This window comes from Streptomyces lucensis JCM 4490 (assembly GCF_014650035.1).
GTDB classification, from domain to species: domain Bacteria; phylum Actinomycetota; class Actinomycetes; order Streptomycetales; family Streptomycetaceae; genus Streptomyces; species Streptomyces lucensis.
Map to the genome: position 1 here is coordinate 364330 of NZ_BMUE01000003.1, position 17544 is coordinate 381873.

13 protein-coding genes and 2 pseudogenes are annotated in these 17544 nt (G+C 73.6%); 5 read left to right on the top strand and 10 right to left on the bottom strand.

From position 1 onward, the window contains the following. Positions 1-254: 254 nt before the first annotated feature. The 4 genes and pseudogenes from pflA to IE177_RS35715 form a co-directional block, all read right to left on the bottom strand. Positions 255-1010: a pyruvate formate-lyase-activating protein gene (gene pflA / locus IE177_RS09565; protein WP_190014731.1), complete on the bottom strand. Its 756-nt coding sequence runs from the start codon at positions 1008-1010 to the stop codon at positions 255-257. A gap of 23 nt (positions 1011-1033) precedes the next feature. Then, a complete protein-coding gene (gene pflB / locus IE177_RS09570; protein ID WP_190014733.1) occupies positions 1034-3292 on the bottom strand; it encodes a formate C-acetyltransferase in 2259 nt (752 codons plus the stop codon). Between the two features lie 158 nt (positions 3293-3450). Beyond that, complete coding sequence (locus IE177_RS09575; protein ID WP_373305065.1) at positions 3451-3993, bottom strand: universal stress protein; 543 nt, start codon at positions 3991-3993, stop codon at positions 3451-3453. Positions 3994-4002: 9 nt separating this feature from the next. Next, a pseudogene (locus IE177_RS35715) lies at positions 4003-4532 on the bottom strand (universal stress protein); the annotation flags it as partial. Between IE177_RS35715 and ppdK the strand changes: the two are divergent. The 4 genes from ppdK to IE177_RS09595 all read left to right on the top strand — a co-directional run bounded on the left by ppdK (position 4531) and on the right by IE177_RS09595 (position 11294). Then, positions 4531-7227 carry a pyruvate, phosphate dikinase gene (gene ppdK, locus IE177_RS09580; RefSeq protein WP_190014735.1) on the top strand — a complete coding sequence of 899 codons (2697 nt, stop codon included), beginning with the start codon at positions 4531-4533 and terminating at the stop codon, positions 7225-7227. The pseudogene IE177_RS35715 and the gene ppdK overlap by 2 nt on opposite strands. Positions 7228-7429: 202 nt before the next feature. After that, positions 7430-10084, top strand: coding sequence for a bifunctional acetaldehyde-CoA/alcohol dehydrogenase (gene adhE / locus IE177_RS09585; protein WP_190014737.1), 2655 nt, complete (start codon positions 7430-7432; stop codon positions 10082-10084). A gap of 120 nt (positions 10085-10204) precedes the next feature. Continuing rightward, on the top strand, positions 10205-10594 hold the full coding sequence (locus tag IE177_RS09590) for a hypothetical protein (RefSeq protein WP_190014739.1): 390 nt from the start codon (positions 10205-10207) through the stop codon (positions 10592-10594). 55 nt (positions 10595-10649) lie between these two features. Continuing rightward, complete coding sequence (locus IE177_RS09595) at positions 10650-11294, top strand: CBS domain-containing protein (protein WP_229815970.1); 645 nt, start codon at positions 10650-10652, stop codon at positions 11292-11294. 350 nt (positions 11295-11644) lie between these two features. On the opposite strand, the gene IE177_RS35560 is transcribed toward IE177_RS09595, so the two are convergent. The 4 genes and pseudogenes from IE177_RS35560 to IE177_RS09610 all read right to left on the bottom strand — a co-directional run bounded on the left by IE177_RS35560 (position 11645) and on the right by IE177_RS09610 (position 14230). After that, the gene (locus tag IE177_RS35560) at positions 11645-12055 is read right to left on the bottom strand and encodes a universal stress protein (protein WP_308431547.1); all 411 of its coding nucleotides are present in this window, start codon (positions 12053-12055) and stop codon (positions 11645-11647) included. A 119-nt stretch (positions 12056-12174) separates the two neighbouring features. Then, positions 12175-12546, bottom strand: a pseudogene (locus tag IE177_RS35565) (universal stress protein); the annotation flags it as partial. A gap of 91 nt (positions 12547-12637) precedes the next feature. Beyond that, positions 12638-13327: a helix-turn-helix domain-containing protein gene (locus IE177_RS09605; protein WP_190014741.1), complete on the bottom strand. Its 690-nt coding sequence runs from the start codon at positions 13325-13327 to the stop codon at positions 12638-12640. Positions 13328-13375: 48 nt separating this feature from the next. After that, on the bottom strand, positions 13376-14230 hold the full coding sequence (locus IE177_RS09610; protein WP_190014742.1) for a universal stress protein: 855 nt from the start codon (positions 14228-14230) through the stop codon (positions 13376-13378). 377 nt (positions 14231-14607) lie between these two features. Between IE177_RS09610 and IE177_RS09615 the strand changes: the two genes are divergently transcribed. Next, a complete protein-coding gene (locus IE177_RS09615) occupies positions 14608-15333 on the top strand; it encodes a CBS domain-containing protein (RefSeq protein WP_190014751.1) in 726 nt (241 codons plus the stop codon). 93 nt (positions 15334-15426) lie between these two features. On the opposite strand, the gene IE177_RS09620 is transcribed toward IE177_RS09615, so the two are convergent. Then, on the bottom strand, positions 15427-16449 hold the full coding sequence (locus IE177_RS09620) for a zinc-dependent alcohol dehydrogenase (RefSeq protein ID WP_190014753.1): 1023 nt from the start codon (positions 16447-16449) through the stop codon (positions 15427-15429). A gap of 82 nt (positions 16450-16531) precedes the next feature. Further along, entirely contained in the window at positions 16532-17437 is a 906-nt protein-coding gene (locus tag IE177_RS09625; protein ID WP_190014755.1) for a universal stress protein, read from the bottom strand. Positions 17438-17544 lie beyond the last annotated feature (107 nt).

A 17544-nucleotide genomic window follows, 5' to 3' on the forward strand; every position in this document is an offset into this window, starting at 1 on the left:
GGGACCATCATGACGCGCTCACCCGCCCGCAACCAGCTCGTGAGCGAGCATTAACCGACCTGTATCCGGCTCACGTTCACCCACCGGCACGGGAGTTCACACCTCGAACAGGTTCCGCGACGTCCGCGACCGCCAGGATCCCGCCATGTCCGTCATCCCGGCATGTCCGTCATCTCGCCGTCTCCGTCATCTCGCCGTCTCCGTCATCCCGCCGTCTCCGTCATCCCGCCGTCTCCGTCATCCCGCCGTCTCCGTCAGTGGGCGGTGACGCCGTGCGCCCGGAACTGTCGCCGCACCCGCTCGACGAGTTCCCGGCCGGGAGTCGGGGCGTCCCGCAGGGGGAACGGGATGCCGAGGGCCTCGTACTTCGGTGCGCCGAGCTTGTGGAAGGGCAGGATGTCGACCCGCTCGACGCTTTCCAGGCCGGCGACGAAGCGGGCCAGTCCGTCGATCGCGTCCGGGTCGTCGGTCCAGCCGGGCACCAGGACGTACCGGATCCACGTCCGGGCGCCTAGCCGGTCCAGCCGGGTCGCGAAGTTCAGGGTCGGCGTGAGTTCGCCGCCGGTCAGCCTGCGGTAGGCGGAGACGTCGAAGGACTTGATGTCCAGCAGCACCAGGTCGGTGCGGGTGAGGAGTTCGTCCGTGGCGCGGGTGCCGAGGAACCCGGAGGTGTCCAGGGCGGTGTGCAGTCCTGTCTCCTTGCAGCGGCGCAGCACCTCGCCGGTGAAGGCCGGCTGGAGCAGCGGTTCCCCGCCGGTGATCGTCACGCCTCCGCCCGCCGCGGTGAGGAACGCCCGGTACTTGCCGATCTCCGCCATCACCTCGTCGACGGTGACCTCGCGTCCGTCCCGCATGTGCCAGGTGTCGGGGTTGGCGCAGTACAGGCAGCGCAGCGGGCAGCCGCTGACGAAGAGGACGAACCGGGTCCCCGGGCCGTCCACTCCGGTGGACAGGTCCCAGGAGTGGATCCGGCCGGTGACGGCCTTCTCCGTCGCCCTGGCCGTCGTCATCGCGGTCGCCGTCCCCGCCGTCCTCACAGCGCACCGTGGAAGGTGCGGCTGATCACGTCGAGCTGCTGCTCACGCGTCAGGCGGACGAAGTTGACCGCGTATCCGGAGACACGGATCGTCAGCTCCGGGTACTTCTCCGGGTGTTCCATGGCGTCCTCCAGGGTCGCCCGGTTCAGTACGTTGACGTTCATGTGGAAGCCGCCGGCTCCCATGTATCCGTCGAGGATGCCGACCAGCGCGCCGGCCCGCTCCGCGGGCACGTGCCCCAGCCCCTCGGGCGTGATGGTCGTGGTCAGGGAGATCCCGTCCCGCGCCTGCTCGTACGGCAGCTTCGCCACCGAGAGCGCCGAGGCGGCCACCCCGTGCCGGTCGCGGCCGTTCATCGGGTTGGCGCCGGGGGCGAACGGGGCCCCGGCCCGCCGGCCGTCGGGGGTGTTCCCGGTGTGCTTGCCGTACACCACGTTCGAGGTGATGGTGAGCACCGACTGGGTGTGCTCGGCGTCCCGGTAGGTGGGGTGCCGGCGAACCTTCTCCATGAACGACTCCACCAGCGCGGCGGCGATGCCGTCGGCGCGGTCGTCGTTGTTGCCGTAGGCCGGGAAGTCGCCCTCGACATCGTAGTCGACGGCCAGTCCGGTGTCGTCGCGGATCACCTTCACGCGCGCGTGCCGTACGGCGGACAGGCTGTCCGCGGCCACCGACAGGCCCGCGATGCCGCACGCCATGAAGCGGTGCACCGGGTGGTCGTGCAGGGCCATCTCCACCCGCTCGTAGGCGTACTTGTCGTGCATGCAGTGGATGACGTTGAGCGCGTTCACATAGGTCGCGGCCAGCCAGTCCAGCATCCGGTCGTACGCCGCCGACAGCTCCTCGTAGTCGAGGTACTCCCCGGTGAGCGGGGGTGTGTCCGGGGCGACCTGCTCGCCGCTGATCTCGTCGCGGCCGCCGTTCACCGCGTACAGCAGGGCCTTGGCGAGGTTGACGCGGGCGCCGAAGAACTGCATCTGCCGGCCGACCGCCATGGCGGAGACGCAGCAGGCGATCGCGGTGTCGTCGCCCGTGCGCGGGCGCGTCAGGTCGTCGGACTCGTACTGGACGGCACTGGTGTCGATGGAGACCTGGGCGCAGAACTCCTTGAAACCCGCGGGCAGCCGGGGCGACCACAGCACGGTCAGGTTCGGCTCGGGTGCCGGGCCCAGGTTGTAGAGGGTCTGCAGGAAGCGGAAGGAGGTGCGGGTCACGAGCGTGCGGCCGTCGCGGCCGATGCCGCCGATGGACTCCGTCACCCAGGTCGGGTCGCCGGAGAACAGCGCGTCGTACTCGGGGGTGCGCAGGAAGCGCACGATCCGCAGCTTGATGACGAAGTCGTCGATCAGCTCCTGGGCGCGGCTCTCGTCGACGACGCCCTCCAGCAGGTCCCGCTGGAGGTAGACGTCCAGGAAGGTCGAGGTGCGGCCCAGCGACATAGCGGCGCCGTTCTGCTCCTTCACCGCGGCGAGGTAGCCGAGGTACAGCCACTGCACGGCCTCGTGGGCGGTGGTGGCCGGGCGGGACACGTCGCAGCCGTACGACGCCGCCATGCGGGTCAGTTCGCCCAGCGCCCGGATCTGCTCGGCGAGTTCCTCCCGGTCGCGGATGACGTGCTCGGTGGAGGGCCGGGCGTCGAGCAGGGCGCGCTCGGCGTGCTTGGCCTCGATCAGCCGGCCGGTGCCGTACAGGGCCACGCGGCGGTAGTCGCCGATGATCCGGCCGCGGCCGTAGGCGTCGGGCAGACCGGTGATGATGCCCGCCTTGCGGGCGGCCCGCATCTCGGGGGTGTAGGCGTCGAAGACACCGTCGTTGTGGGTCTTGCGATAGGTGCCGAAGACCCTGGTGACGAACGGGTCGGGTGTGTAGCCGTACGCCTTCAGGCCGTTCTCGACCATGCGCAGGCCGCCGTTGGGCATGATCGCCCGCTTGAGCGGGGCGTCGGTCTGGAGGCCGACGATCAGCTCACGGTCCCGGTCGATCCACCCGGGGGCGTGCGAGGTGATCGTGGAGGGAGTGGCGGCGTCGACGTCGAGGATGCCCTTGCGGCGCTCCTCGGGGAACAGCGCGCTGACCTTCGCCCAGACGGCCCGGGTGCGGTCCGTGGGGCCGGCCAGGAAGGACGCGTCGCCCGTGTAGGGGGTGTAGTTCGCCTGGATGAAGTCCCGCACGTCGATGCGCGACCGCCACCTCGTTCCGGCGAAGTGCCGCCATACCTCGGTCGTCCGGCTGCCGGTTGTCACCGTCGCGGTCATCGCGGGTCCTCTCCTGATCGGTTTCGTCACGGTCGATGCTCGTCGCGGCCGGTGACCGCCGGGAGTGGCCGACAGGGCATCGGCGGTGCCCTGTGGGCCCCGGCGCCCCGGGACCTTCGGCCCCGGGCGGCCGACGCGGGGGCCGGGCCGGGGCCGGCTCAGGCGTGCGGGACGACGGCCACCGCGCCGCGGACGTGGTGCAGGACGGCGTGCGTGACGGGACCGGTGTGGGCACCGAGCCTGCTTCCGGCGATGCGCCGGCCCACGACGACGAGTCCCGCGCCGGCGGTCGCCCGCACCAGTTCCGCGCCGGGCCGTCCCTCCACGACGGTCTCGGTCACCCGGACCTCGGGGTACTTCTCGCACCAGGGCCGCAGGGCGGCCACGACGGCGCGTTCCACGGCGGCGAGCCGCTCGGCGGCGGGGACGGCGGGCGCGGCCGGGTCGGCGGGTGGTGTCCGGAAGACGTGGACCACGCGCAGTCCCGTGCGGCGGCGGTGGGCGGCGTCGAAGGCGAAGGCGAGCAGGTCGTCGCAGGGATGGCCGACGTCCAGGCCGAGGACGACGTCCCGGTAGGGGATGCCGGGGATCTCCTCCGGCGCGACGCCGTCCGTCGCGGGCAGGTGCTCGTCGGCGGCGCTCGTGCCCGCCCGCACCAGCACCACGGGGCACGGTGCGCGCCCCACCACCCGCTGGGACACCGAACCGGTGACGAAGCCCGCCGTCCTGCCGAGTCCCAGCGATCCGAGCACCAGCAGCTCGGCCTCGTCGGCCGCGGCCGTCAGGGCGGCGACCGTGGAGTTGCAGGTCAGCCGGGCGGCAACCGTGAGCGAGGGGTGCGCGCGCGCACGCTGCCGGCCGCTTCCTGCAGGAGGTGCTCGGCCCAGCCGCGTTCGGTGCTGTCCATCGGCACGTCCGGCATCGGCCGCGCGTGCGGGTGCCAGGCGTGCACCAGGTTCAGGGCGACTCCCCGGCGCGCGGCCTCGTGGGCCGCCCAGTGCGCGGCCGCGAGGCCTTCGGGCGATCCGTCGATTCCCGCCGCGATGTTCCGGATCATGACGTGTCCCTCCTGGGTCCGGGCCGGTGGCCCCTGTGGTGTCTTCGAGACTGCTGCGCCGCGGGTGCCGCGCCCAGGGGCCGTCCGGCCCCCGCGACGGGGACGCCCGGCACCTGCCCGTGAGCCGTGCGGCGTCGGACGGTGGAAGCCGGAGCCACGAAGGTGTGAGGAGCGCTGCGTCATGGTCCGTTACGTGTACGAGTTCGCGGAGGGCGGCCGTGACCGGGCCGGCCTGCTCGGCGGCAAGGGTGCGAACCTGGCCGAGATGACCCGGCTCGGTCTGCCCGTTCCGCCGGGGTTCACCATCACCACCGAGGCCTGCCGGGTCTTCCTGGGCACCGGGGCCGAGCCGGAGGGCCTGGCGCGTGAGGTCTCCGAGCACCTGCTGGCCCTGGAGGCGGCGGCCGGCCGGCGGCTGGGACAGCCGGACGACCCGCTGCTGCTGTCCGTCCGCTCCGGGGCGCGGTTCTCGATGCCCGGGATGATGGAGACCGTCCTCGACATCGGCCTCAACGACGCGTCGGTGCTGGGCCTGGCCAAGGTTTCGGGCAGTGAGCGCTTCGCCTGGGACTCCTACCGCCGCCTCGTCCAGATGTTCGGCAGTACGGTCATGGGGGTCGACGCCGCGTTGTTCGAGCAGGCCCTCGCGCGGCTGAAGGAGGTGCGGGGCGTCCCGGACGACGTGCACCTGGACGCCGCCGATCTCGCGCAGCTGGTCGAGACGTACAAGAGCCTGATCCACGAGCGGACCGGGGAGTACTTCCCGCAGCTGCCGGCCGACCAGCTCTACCGGTCGGTCCTGGCCGTCTTCGAGTCGTGGAACGGCGATCGGGCCCGACTGTACCGGCGGCGCGAGCACATCCCCGACGACCTCGGGACCGCCGTCAACGTACAGCGCATGGTGTTCGGCAACCTGGGTCCCGACTCCGGCAGCGGTGTGGCCTTCACCCGTGACCCGGCCACCGGACGGCCCGGCCTGTACGGCGACTACCTGCCCGACGCGCAGGGCGAGGACGTGGTCGCCGGCATCCGCAACACGGTGCCGCTGGCCGAGCTCGAGCGCCTCGACGCCCGGTCGTACGAGGAGTTGTGCGCGCACATGCGGACGCTGGAGCGGCACTACCGGGACCTGTGCGACATCGAGTTCACCATCGAGCGCGGCAAACTGTGGATGCTGCAGACCCGGGTGGGCAAGCGCACCGCCGAGGCCGCCTTCGCCATCGCGGCGGAGCTGATCGACGAGGGGCTCATCCCGGCCGACGAGGGACTGGCCCGGGTGGGCGGGGACGGGCTCGCGCGGCTGATGTTCCCGCGCTTCGACGTCTCGGCGACGGGCAGTCCGCTGGCCCGCGGCATCCCGGCGTCGCCCGGTGCCGCGGTCGGCGCGGCGGTCTTCGACTCCGCCGAGGCGGTACGGCGCGCCGCGGCCGGCGAGAAGGTGGTCCTCGTGCGGCAGGAGACCACGCCCGACGACATGCCCGGCATGGTCGCCGCCCAGGCGGTGCTGACCAGCCGGGGCGGCAAGACCAGCCACGCGGCCGTCGTCGCCCGCGGCATGGGCAAGGTGTGCGTCTGCGGGGCCGAGGAACTCACCGTCGACACCGAGGGCCGGCGGCTGACCACCCGTGACGGCCAGGTCGTCGAGGAGGGCACCGTGCTCTCCGTGGACGGTTCGGCGGGCGCGGTGTATCCGGGCCAGGTGCCGCTCGTGGACTCGGCGGTCATGCGCTACCTGGAGACCGGTGAGGTCGACGAGGCGTCGGCGGAGCTGGTCGGTGCGGTGGCCCGGGCCCTGGAGCGGGCCGACGGGGTTCGGCGCCTGGAGGTCAGGGCCAACGCGGACACACCCGAGGACGCCGCCCGGGCCCGCCGGTTCGGGGCGCGCGGCATCGGGCTGTGCCGCACCGAGCACATGTTCCTGGGCGAGCGCCGCAGGCTGGTGGAGGAGATGGTGCTGGCCCGCGGCGACGCCGAACGGGACCGCGCCCTGGCCGCGCTGCTGCCGCTGCAGCGCCGGGACTTCGGCGGCATCCTGGAGGCGATGGACGGCCTTCCCGTCACCATCCGCCTGCTCGACCCGCCACTGCACGAGTTCCTGCCCGACCGGACCGCGCTCGCCGTGCGCGTCGCCGCGGCGGAGGCGCGCGGTGACCTCCCCGCCGCGCACGACACCGAGTTGCTCGCGGCCGTGAACCGCATGCACGAGGAGAACCCGATGCTCGGGCTGCGCGGTGTGCGGCTGGGCCTGGTGGTCCCGGGTCTGGTGGCGATGCAGGTACGCGCCATCGCCGAGGCCGTGGTGGAGCGCGTCCGGGCCGGCGGCAGCCCCCGGGCGGAGATCATGGTGCCGCTCGTCGGTGACGTGCGGGAACTGGGCATCGTGCGGGAGGAGGTGCGCCGGGTCCTGGCCGAGGTCTCCGCCGCGTCCGGCGTCCCGGTCGACTGCCCGGTCGGCACGATGATCGAGCTGCCGCGGGCGGCGCTGACGGCCGGGCGGATCGCCGGGGAGGCCGAGTTCTTCTCCTTCGGCACCAACGACCTCACCCAGACCACCTGGGGCTTCTCCCGCGACGACGTCGAGGCGGAGTTCTTCTCCGCCTACCTCGACAAGGGCGTCTTCCCCGTCTCCCCGTTCGAGACCGTCGACCGGGACGGCGTGGGGCGGCTGATCTCGATCGCCGTCGCCGAGGGCCGTGCGGCCCGTCCCGGTCTCGGCATCGGCGTCTGCGGCGAGCACGGCGGGGATCCCGCCTCGGTGCACTTCTTCCACGCCGCCGGCCTGGACTACGTCTCCTGCTCGCCGTTCCGGGTCCCGGTGGCACGGCTGGAGGCCGGGCGGGCCGCCCTGGAGCGGACCGAGGCGAGCGACAGCAGGTGAGCGGCCGGCCCGAACGGGGCCGCAGGGCCCGGCGGCCCCGCCGATGCGGGCCGGACGGGCCCACCGCGGGACCTTCGGCGCCTGGGACCGGAGGCCGGGCCGCTGGACAGTGAAGACCGGGAGCGAGCGCGTCATCCGTGGCACCGCTCCCGCCCGTAGGCCGCCGTCCGTTCGGCGGCCCCGACAGTGGAGGCAGACCCTCATGACCCGACAGGACGACGGAACCGGAGCCGCGGGCACCGCCCAGGCACCGTCCGACACAGCGATCGCCGTCGACCGCCTGGTCACCGACGGGCTGAAGGCGCTGGCCGACTACGAGGACCTGGCCCAGGAACAGATCGACCACATCGTCAAGAAGGCCTCCGTCGCCGCTCTGGACCAGCACACCCGGCTGGCCCGCCTGGCGGTCGAGGAGACCGGCCGCGGGGTCTTCGAGGACAAGGCAGCCAAGAACATGTTCGCGTGCGAGCACGTCACGCACAGCATGGGCCCGATGAAGACGGTCGGGGTCGTGGCCCGCGACGACATCGAGAACATGGTGGAGATCGCCGAGCCGGTCGGGGTGGTATGCGCGATCACGCCGGTCACCAATCCGACGTCCACCACCGTCTTCAAGGCGCTGCTGGCGCTGAAGACGCGCAACCCGATCGTGTTCGCCTTCCACCCCTCGGCCCAGCGGTGCAGCGCGGAGGCGGCCCGCGTGGTGCGGGACGCGGCCGTCGCCGCGGGGGCGCCCGAACACTGCGTGCAGTGGATCGAGTCGCCGTCCGTCGACGCCACGCACGCCCTGATGCACCACACCGGTGTCTCGCTGATCCTCGCCACCGGAGGCAACGCCATGGTGAAGGCCGCCTACTCCGCGGGCAAGCCCGCGCTCGGCGTCGGCGCCGGCAACGTCCCCGCGTACGTCCACCGGACCGCCCGGCTGCGCCGGGCCGTCAACGACCTGGTGCTGTCCAAGTCGTTCGACAACGGCATGATCTGCGCCTCGGAGCAGGCCGTCATCCTCGACGACGCCGTCTACGACGCGGCGCTGACCGAGTTCCGTGCCCTGCACGCCCACGTGGCCACCGCCGAGGAGAAGGCCAAGCTGGAGGCGTTCCTCTTCCCCGCCACCGGCGCGTCGGGCGGCGGCTGCGAGCCCCGGGTCAACGCGACGGCGGTCGGGCAGAGCCCGGCGTGGATCGCCGCGCAGGCCGGGTTCGAGGTGGCCGAGGACACCTCGATCATCCTGGTCGAGGCCGAACGGGTCGGCCCCGAGGAGCCGTTGACCCGCGAAAAGCTGTGCCCGGTGCTCGCCGTGCTGCGCGCACGGGACGAGCGGCAGGGCTTCGACCTGGCCGCGGACATGGTCGCCTTCCACGGCCAGGGTCACAGCGCCGTCATCCACACCGAGGACGCGGCGCTCGCCGAGGCGTACGGGCAGCACATGAAGACGGTCCGGGTCATCGTCAACTCGCCCTCCTCGCAGGGTGCGATCGGCGGCATCTACAACGGCCTGCTGCCCTCGCTGACCCTCGGCTGCGGATCGTGGGGCAGCACCTCCGTGTCCAACAACGTCTCCGCCGCCCAACTGCTGAACATCAAGCGGGTCTCCACCCGCCGCAACAACCTGCAGTGGTTCAAGGTGCCGCCGAAGATCTACTTCGAGCCGCAGGCCATCCGCTACCTCACCGACATGCCGGACGTTCACCGGGTCACGATCGTCACGGACGCGACCATGACCCGTCTCGGTTTCGTCGACCGGGTCACCCGGGTGCTGCGGCGCCGCGCCGAGCCGGTGACCGTGCAGATCATCGACAACGTCGAGCCGGAGCCGAGCATCGACTCCGTCCGGCGCGGGGCCCGCCTCATGGGCGACTTCCGCCCGGACACGATCATCGCCCTCGGCGGCGGCTCGCCGATGGACGCGGCGAAGGTGATGTGGCTGCTGTACGAGCAGCACGAGGCGGGCGTGGAAGTCGACTTCGCGGACATGCGGCAGAAGTTCTCCGACATCCGCAAGCGCGCCTTCCGCTTCCCGGTCCTGGGCCGGCTCGCCCGCCTGGTGTGCGTGCCCACCACCTCGGGAACCGGCGCGGAGGTGACACCGTTCGCGGTCATCTCGGACCCGGCCACCGGCAAGAAGTACCCGCTGGCCGACTACGCGCTCACCCCCAGCGTGGCGATCGTCGACCCGCTGCTCACCTCCGCGCTGCCCAGGGCCCTGGCCGCCGACAGCGGCTTCGACGCGCTCACGCACGCCATCGAGGCGTACGTGTCCGTGTACGCCAACGACTTCACCGACGGTCTCGCCCTGCACGCCGTCAGGCTGGTCTTCGGCCACCTGGAAGCGGCCGTGAACGACCGTGCGGACGCGCCCGGGGCCCGGGAGAAGATGCACAACGCGGGCACCATCGCCGGGATGGCCTTCGGCAACGCCTTCCTCGGCATCGTGCACGCCATGTCGCACACGCTCGGCGCCACGTTCCACATCGCGCACGGACGCACCAACGCGGTCCTGCTGCCGCACGTCATCCGCTACAACGGCACCGTGCCGGCCAAGCTCACCGGGTGGCCCAAGTACGAGGACTACCGGGCCCCGGAACGCTTCCAGGACATCGCCCGCGCGCTCGGTCTGGCCGCCGCCACTCCCGCGGAGGGCGTGGAGTCCCTCGCCCGCGCCGTGGAGCGGCTGCGCGACGCCGTCGGCATCGAGCCGTCCTTCCAGGCCCTGGGCGTCGACGAACGCGACTTCCTCGACGCCCTCCCCCAGCAGGCGCTCAACGCCTATGAGGACCAGTGCGCGCCCGCCAACCCGCGCATGCCGATGCTGGACGACATGCAGGGGCTCATGCGTACGGCGTACTACGGCTGACCGCGGCCGCTTCGGTCCGAGGGCCACCGGCCCCGGCCCCGGGGTCGGCCGGCCCTCGGACCGAACGGGCACACCGAGCAGGCTGGAAGCGCCACACAATGATCACAAGGAGTGCAGCAGATGACTGTCAGGGACACCCCTGCGCATGACGCCGACACCGCCACCGCCGTGCAGGTGCGGGTGGAGGGCGAGGTGGGTGAGGAGGAACTCGCCTACGTCCGCGAGAAGGTCGGAGCCGCTCTCGCCCGTCCCGGGCTCGCGCCCGTCAGCGGCGACGTGCGGATCACCAGGGCGGTCGCCCACCATGCCGAGCAGCCCTGGTCGGCGGGTGCCGAGATCCGGCTGGGCGGCGACGTCATCGTCGTCCAGGCCCAGGAGGCCAGCGCCCGTGAGCTCGCCGACCGCCTGCACGACCGGCTCCGCAGTCGGACGGAACGGGCCGCGCACCGCGCCGACGCGGCCCGCAGGTCGGCCACGCCGCCGCCGTGGCGCGGCGGACCGGAGCGCTGACCGGGCTCCGGGCGGCCCCGGTCCCGGCCCCTGTCGCGGTGGAAGGAGGACTCCCGTGAGAAGTCTCTCGGTCGGCGAGGTGATGACCCGTGAGGTCGTGCACGTCCGCCGGACGGAGCCCGGCATCGAGGTGGCCCGGTTGCTGAGCCGGCACGGCATCAGCGGGCTCCCGGTCGTCGACTCCGACGACAAGGTGCTGGGCGTGATCTCGGGCAGCGATCTGCGGGCGCTCACCGCCGAGGACGGGCGTGCGCCGGAAGCCGCGTGCACGGCGGCGGACCTGATGACGTCCCCCGCGATCACGGTGCATCCGGAGCAGCCGGTACCCGATGCCGCCCGGGTGATGGAGCGTCGCGGCATCGAGCGGCTGCCCGTGGTGGACGAGGAGGACCGTCTCATCGGCATCGTCACGCGTCGCGATCTGCTTCGGGTGTTCCTGCGCACGGACGACGACATCCGCCGCCAGGTGACCGAGGACGTCGTGGGCGGTGAACTGGGGCTGCCGGCGGAGGCGGTCTCCGTCTCGGTGCGGGACGGTGTGGTCACGTTCCGGGGGCTCCTGGAGCGGCGCAGCGACGTTCCGGTGGCGGTCCACGCCGCCTGGCGGCTGGACGGCGTCGTAGGGGTGGTCAACCACCTGGCCTACCGCGTCGACGACTGCGCACCACCGGCGGCGGCGTCCCGGGTGGTCAGCCCCTGAGCAGGAGGGGCCGGTGCGGGGGCGAGGCCCGTCGGGGCCCGCGGGCGAGCTCCGCCCGCGGGCCCCGAGGCACGTCGACGGCGACCGCACACCCGCGAGCGGTGGCGCCTCCCCGGCGCCGCTTCCGCACGGAGGCCCGCCGCCATCGGCCGGGACCTCTCGTGCCGGCCCGCCGCGCCGACGAGTGCGCACCCGAGGGTCGCCTTCCGGCCGTCGGGCCCCGACCGGAGCGGGGGGCCGGGGACGTACTCCACCGGGGCCCGCGGCGCCTCCACGGCGGCCGGGCGTGCGCAAGCGGCGCCGGTGTTCCCCGGCGCCGCTTGCGCACGTGGGCCTGCCGCCCGCACCCGTCACTCGTGGGGGACCACCGCGACCGGGGCGACGGCCCGCCGGACCAGGGCGTCGGTCACCGGGCCGATGTGTGCGCCGAGCGCGGCGTGACGCGCGGTGCGCCCGACGACGACCAGACAGGCGTCCCTGGAGACGTCGACCAGGTGGGAGGCCGCCCGGCCGATAACGGCCTGCTCGGTCACCGTCACGTCGGGGAACTTCTCCTGCCAGGGGCGCAGCACATCGGTGAGCGGCTCCCCGGCGTGCTGTGCCGCGCCGGTGTCGAGGCCGGTGTCCGCCGGGGAGGCGGCCGCGCCCCCGGGCCGCCGTCCGTGGACGACCCGCAGTGCGGCGGCGCGCCGGGACGCGGCGTCGAAGGCGAACCGCAGGACGGCCTCGTCGGTTCCGTCGAGGTCGAACCCGACGACCACGTCGCGTCCGCCGGTACCGGACTCGCAGCGCCGGTGTCCTCGTCCGGGGCGGGGCCCGGACGGACCAGCACCACCGGGCGCCCGGTCCGGGCCAGCACCGTCCGGCTCACGGAGCCGAGGAGGGCGCCGGCGGTTCTGCCCACGCCCCGTGACCCGAGCACCAGCAGCTCCGCCTCCTCGGCGGCGCCCAGCAGTGCCGTGGCCGGCAGCCCGGGGAGGCTGTCGGCGGTGACGGTGAGCCCGGGGTGACGGAGTGTCAGAGTGTCGCGGACCGAGGTGAGGAGTCGCGCCGTCCAGGCCGGGTCCGGCGCCGGCACGCTGCCCGGCGCGAGGGGCGCGCGGGCGAGGGCCGGCCCTTCCCAGGCGTGCACGAGGCGGAGCGGAACACGGCGCAGGAGGGCTTCCCGGGCCGCCCAGTCGGCGGCCTCGAGGCTCTCACGGCTGCCGTCCAGGCCGATGGCGACGGGCAGTGCACGGGGTGCAGGGGACATGTCAGGGGCTTCCTTGTTCGTGGCTCCACTCTCGCGATCGGGGAGCCGGAACAGGAGGGCCACTGGTCCCTTGCGGGTGGCCCGGACGGGCTCACCAGGTGTCGATACGGCGGCCGGTCAGCGCGGTGATCGTGATGCGCACCCAGACGTCCCGTTCCCCTCCCGCCCACGGCTCGCTGAAGGCGCGCTCGGCGAGGCGGCGTACGGCGTCGGGGTCGGTCACCTGCTCGGCGGGCCCCCGTACCACGACGCTCCAGCCCTGGCTGAGCGCGTCGTCCACGCGGTCGACCTCGAAGGCCACCTCCCGGCCGAGCCCCTGGAGGGAGACCGTTCCCCGCTGGGTCCTGAAGACGACGGCGTCGTCGACGACGCCGTAGTTGACGGGAACGACGACGGGGGCCGCGTCGGTGGACACCGCGATCCGGCCCACGCCGTGCGTGGACAGCAGCCGGTGGCAGTCCTGTTCGCTCAGCTCGGTCAGGCGGGACGCGGCGGCGGCGCGCCCGGTGCCCGGCGGCAGGCCGGCGTTGCCGCCGCCGAGCTCCGTGGTGCTGGTCCGCAGCGCCCCGGCCAGCCGGAGCAGCGTGCCGGCTTCCGGTGCCGCGGTGCTGTGCTTCTCCAGGTGTTCGAGGTAGCTCGGGGCCATGGCCGCCCGGAAGGCCAGGTCCTCCACGGTGAGGCCCAGTTCCGTCCGCCGCCGTTCGATGCGGCGTCCGAGGTCGCCCTGCGGGGGCGGGTCGGCCTCGGACGGCGTCTGCTGCGGTGCTTGTCGTTCGGCCATGCTTCCTCACTCCTCGGACTGCGGACCGCCCCCGGTTCTCAGGGCAGGTCACACCCGGTGGGGTACGACCGCAACCGGGCACTGGGCGTGGTGCAGCAGGGTGTGCGCCACCCGGCCGAGCTGGAGTCCGAAGCGGCTCGGCCGGCGGCGGGCTCCGATGACGACGAGGTCGGCGGCGGCCGAACGGTCCAGGAGCACCTTGCGGGCCGTGCCCTCCAGCGTGGTGCGCTGTACCCGGACACCCGGAGGGCCGGCGGTCACGCCCCTCAGCAGGGCGTCCAGGACCTCTTCGGCCTGCTGCTCGTGGCGGGGACGGTCGGCGCTCTCCGGGGCGGGGCAGCGCCAGGCCCGTACGACGTCGAGGACACAGCCGCGGGCCTCGGCCTCCTGGAGGGCGAAGCGCACGGCCTCGCCGCCGGTGTCCGGGTCCCCGGCGCCGAGCAGGACTCGCCCGTGGGTGCCGGCCAGGCCGGCCCGGTCCCCGCGGACGACGACGACCGGGCACTGGGCCCGGGCTGCCACGGAAAGGCCGACCGAGCCCAGAAGCAGTCCTTTGATCGGGCCCCGGCCGCGGGCTCCGGTGACCACCGCGAAGGCTTCGTCGCCCTCCTGCAGCAGGGCGTCCGCCGCCTCCCGAGGGAGGATGGCGGTGGTCGTCCTGACGTCGGGGGCGCGGTGCCGGGCCCGCTCCGCCGCCGAGGCGACGATGTGTTCGGCCATCACCTGTTCGGAGGGGCGTTCGCGGCTGCCCGACGGCAGGGCGCCTTCGTAGCGCTCCCACAGGGAGGCGTACACCAGCCGCAGCGTCAGACCACGGCGGGCCGCCTCGGCCACCGCCCAGTCGACCGCCGTCAGGCTGGACTCCGATCCGTCCACGCCCACGACCAGGGGGAGTTCCGTCATCGGGCACACCGCCTTCCGCCGGGCTGCCGGGCGGGCAGCACGGGACTTCGATGCCACCGTGACACGCACCGTGGACCGGCACAAATGGGCCGTTCCGCCCTGTCCGCAGGGCCCTCGGGCCCGAAGCCGGCACTGATCGCAGCCGTCTCGCGGTCCGCGGACGTACCCGGGGGGCCGGCCGGGATCCGGCCGACGGCCGGTGGGGCCACTCGGCCCCGCCCGGTGCCCGCTCAGCCCATGGGCCCGCGCGGCGGTACGGCGGAGTCTGGGTGCACCGCCCCGGCAGGAGGCGGCCCGCCAGTGCCCCGCCGGGCGAACGACCCGCACCCGCGGCGTCTTCGCCGGTCGTCGGCATCGTTTCCGAGGAGGAGCAAGCCATGCAACCGACCAGGGTCGGCGCCGTGATGGTCCACGACGTCGTGACGGCTCAGTACGGCACCCCGTTCAAGGACGTCGTCCGGCTCCTCGGCGAGCACCGCGTCAGCGGGCTGCCGGTCGTGGACGAGGACGGCAGGGTCCTCGGGGTGGTCTCCGAGACGGACCTGATGCTCCACCAGGCCACGCAGCCCTCGGGGCAGTCGTGGATCACCGGTCTGCGCCGGCTGCGCCACGACGCCCGGCAGGCCACGGCCAAGCGGCACGCGCGCACCGCCGGCGGTCTGATGACGGCGCCCGCGGTCACCGTCCGCGCGGACGCGACGGTCGCCGAAGCCGCCCGTCTCATGGCCGCGCACCGTGTCGAGCGGCTGCCCGTGCTGGACCGGCAGGACCGCCTGGCCGGCATCGTCACCAGGCACGACCTGCTGCGTGTCTTCTTGCGCGGCGACGAGGAGATCCGCCGCGCCGTGCAGGAGCAGGTCCTCGGCGAGACGCTGTGGCTGGAGCCCCACGCCGTCGACGTCAGCGTCACCCGCGGGATCGTGACGCTCACCGGCCGGCTGGAACGGCGCAGCGAGATACCCGTCGCGCTCGGGATGACCGGCCGCCTCGACGGTGTCGTCGACGTCGTGGACAGGCTGTCGTACCGGCTCGACGACCGGCGCCTGCGGCCGGCCGAGCAGTCGCTGCACGGGGTGGCCGACGACTGGCTGCGCCGCCTGTGACCCGTGAGGGGGGCCGGCGCGGCTCACGGAGCCCGCCGGCCACATGGGTGAGCCCCTTCCGGCCGGCCGTAAGGGGCTCACCCATGTGATCCACTATGCCTGTGCGCCGAGGTCGAAGACGATGCGGGCCTTGACCTGACCGCGCAGGACCTCGTCGACGCAGTCGTTGACGGCCGCGAGGGGGCGGGTCTCGTAGATGACCTTCGTGCGGCCGTCCGCGTGCAGCCGGAAGACCTCCGCGAGGTCCTGCCGCGTTCCGACGATGGAGCCGATCACCGAGGTGCCGTTGAGCACGGTGTCGAAGATCGGTACCTGGATCGATCCGTGTGCCGGCAGGGCGACCATGACGAGCTTGCCGCCCCGGCGGAGCCCGGAGTTGACCGCTTCGAAGGCGGCGGGGTTCACCGCGAGGGCGATCGCCGCGTGTGCGCCGCCGTGCTTCTTCAGCTCCGCCCCGACGTCCTGCCTGCGGGCGTCGACGACGATGTCGGCACCGAGTTCCCGGGCCAGTTCCAGTTTGTCGTCGGTGACGTCGACGGCGGCGACCGTGGCACCGGCGATCTTCGCGTACTGGACGGCGAGGTGCCCGAGTCCGCCGACCCCGGAGACGGCCACGAGCTGCGCGGGCCGGACGCCGGCGACCTTGAGCGCCTTGTAGGTGGTGACGCCCGCGCAGGTCAGCGGGGCGGCGTCGAAGGCGCTGACGCCGTCGGGCACGGGCTGGGCGAAGTCGGCGCGGGCCAGCATCTTCTCGGCGTAGCCGCCGTCGCAGCCGTATCCCGTGTTGACCTGCTGCTCGCAGAGCGTCTCCCAGCCGGACAGGCAGTGCTCGCACCGTCCGCACGCCGTGCCCAGCCAGGGGACGGCGACGCGCTGCCCGACCGCGAGGTGGGTGACGCCTTCGCCGAGTTCCTCGACCAGGCCCACCCCCTCGTGACCCGGCACGAACGGCAGGGTGGGCCTGACGGGCCAGTCGCCGTGCGCGGCGTGGATGTCGGTGTGGCAGAGCCCGGACGCCTCCAGGCGGACGCGGACCTGGCCGGGACCCGGGTCCGGGTCGGGGCGGTCCTCGATGACCAGGGGCTCGCCGAACGCTCGGACGACCGCTGCCTTCATGGTGTGCTCTCCTCGTGGGTTGCCGGGCGGTGGCCCGGCGGGCGTGCCGGGCCACCGGATGTGCGGCGGTACGGGCCTGCGGTCAGTCGTGCGGGACGACGGCCACGGGTGCCGTGGCGTGGTGCAGGACGGCGTGGGTGACGGGGCCGACGTGCGCCCCGATCCGGCCCCGGCGCCTGCGGCGTCCGACGACGACGAGGGACGCGTCGCGCGAGGCGTCGATGAGGAGTGCCGAGGCGCTCGCGGCGCCGGTTACCTCGACGACCTCGACGGAGGGGTACTTCTGCCGCCACGGCCTCAGCAGCTCGGTCAGGGCGGACTGCTCCTGCTTCGCGACGTCCTGGCCGAAGGCGGGGTCGGCGGCCAGCCCGTAGACGTAGTACGGCGGCATGGTCCAGGCGTGCACGGCACGTACGGCCGTCCCGCGCCGGGCGGCCGCGTCGAAGGCGAAGGCGATCACCGCGTCGTCCGGGGCCGCGACGTCCGCGCCGAGCACGACGGGCCGGTAGGGGGCCGCCGCGGACGGGACGCCGGCGGGATCCAACTCGTGCTCGTCGGCGGCCTGTTCCCCGGCCCGTACGAGCACCACGGGCCGCTCGGCGTGTGCGACGACCGCCAGGCCCACGGAGCCGACGAGGAAGCCGCCGACGCCGCTCAGACCCCTGGAGCCCAGCACCACCAGCTCCCCCTCGTCACCCGCGGCGGTCAGCGTCTCGCCGGGGCTGCCCGAGCGCTGCTCGGTGACGACCTCGACTCCGGGATGGCGCAGCCGCAGGCCTTCGGCCGCCTCCCGGGGGATGCGCTCGGTCCAGTGCTGGTGCGTCTCCGCGCCCAGCAGCGGGCCCTGCGCCATCGGGGCCGGAACCGGCTCCCACACGTGCACCAGGCGCAGCGTCAGCCCTCGCATCAGCGCCTCGCGGGCCGCCCACTCGGCTGCGCTCCGGCTCTCGGGGGAGCCGTCGAGGCCCACGGTGATGGTGCGGGACATGGTGTCCTCCTCCTGCTCGTCGGGATCACCCTCAGCTTCCCGGCCGACGAGGACGGCGGGCAGGGCCCGCAAGTCCCCGCCCGGGGCCGACCGGCCCTACGGCAGCG

What these genes read in the sequence shown, in the direction of transcription:
- IE177_RS09605 (WP_190014741.1), bottom strand. Translation starts at nt 13,327, where the DNA reads ATGGCCGAACGACAAGCACCGCAGCAGACGCCGTCCGAGGCCGACCCG.
- IE177_RS09615 (WP_190014751.1), top strand. Translation starts at nt 14,608, where the DNA reads ATGCAACCGACCAGGGTCGGCGCCGTGATGGTCCACGACGTCGTGACG.
- ppdK (WP_190014735.1), top strand. Translation starts at nt 4,531, where the DNA reads ATGGTCCGTTACGTGTACGAGTTCGCGGAGGGCGGCCGTGACCGGGCC.
- IE177_RS09610 (WP_190014742.1), bottom strand. Translation starts at nt 14,230, where the DNA reads ATGACGGAACTCCCCCTGGTCGTGGGCGTGGACGGATCGGAGTCCAGC.
- pflA (WP_190014731.1), bottom strand. Translation starts at nt 1,010, where the DNA reads ATGACGACGGCCAGGGCGACGGAGAAGGCCGTCACCGGCCGGATCCAC.
- adhE (WP_190014737.1), top strand. Translation starts at nt 7,430, where the DNA reads ATGACCCGACAGGACGACGGAACCGGAGCCGCGGGCACCGCCCAGGCA.
- pflB (WP_190014733.1), bottom strand. Translation starts at nt 3,292, where the DNA reads ATGACCGCGACGGTGACAACCGGCAGCCGGACGACCGAGGTATGGCGG.
- IE177_RS09625 (WP_190014755.1), bottom strand. Translation starts at nt 17,437, where the DNA reads ATGTCCCGCACCATCACCGTGGGCCTCGACGGCTCCCCCGAGAGCCGG.
- IE177_RS09590 (WP_190014739.1), top strand. Translation starts at nt 10,205, where the DNA reads ATGACTGTCAGGGACACCCCTGCGCATGACGCCGACACCGCCACCGCC.
- IE177_RS09620 (WP_190014753.1), bottom strand. Translation starts at nt 16,449, where the DNA reads ATGAAGGCAGCGGTCGTCCGAGCGTTCGGCGAGCCCCTGGTCATCGAG.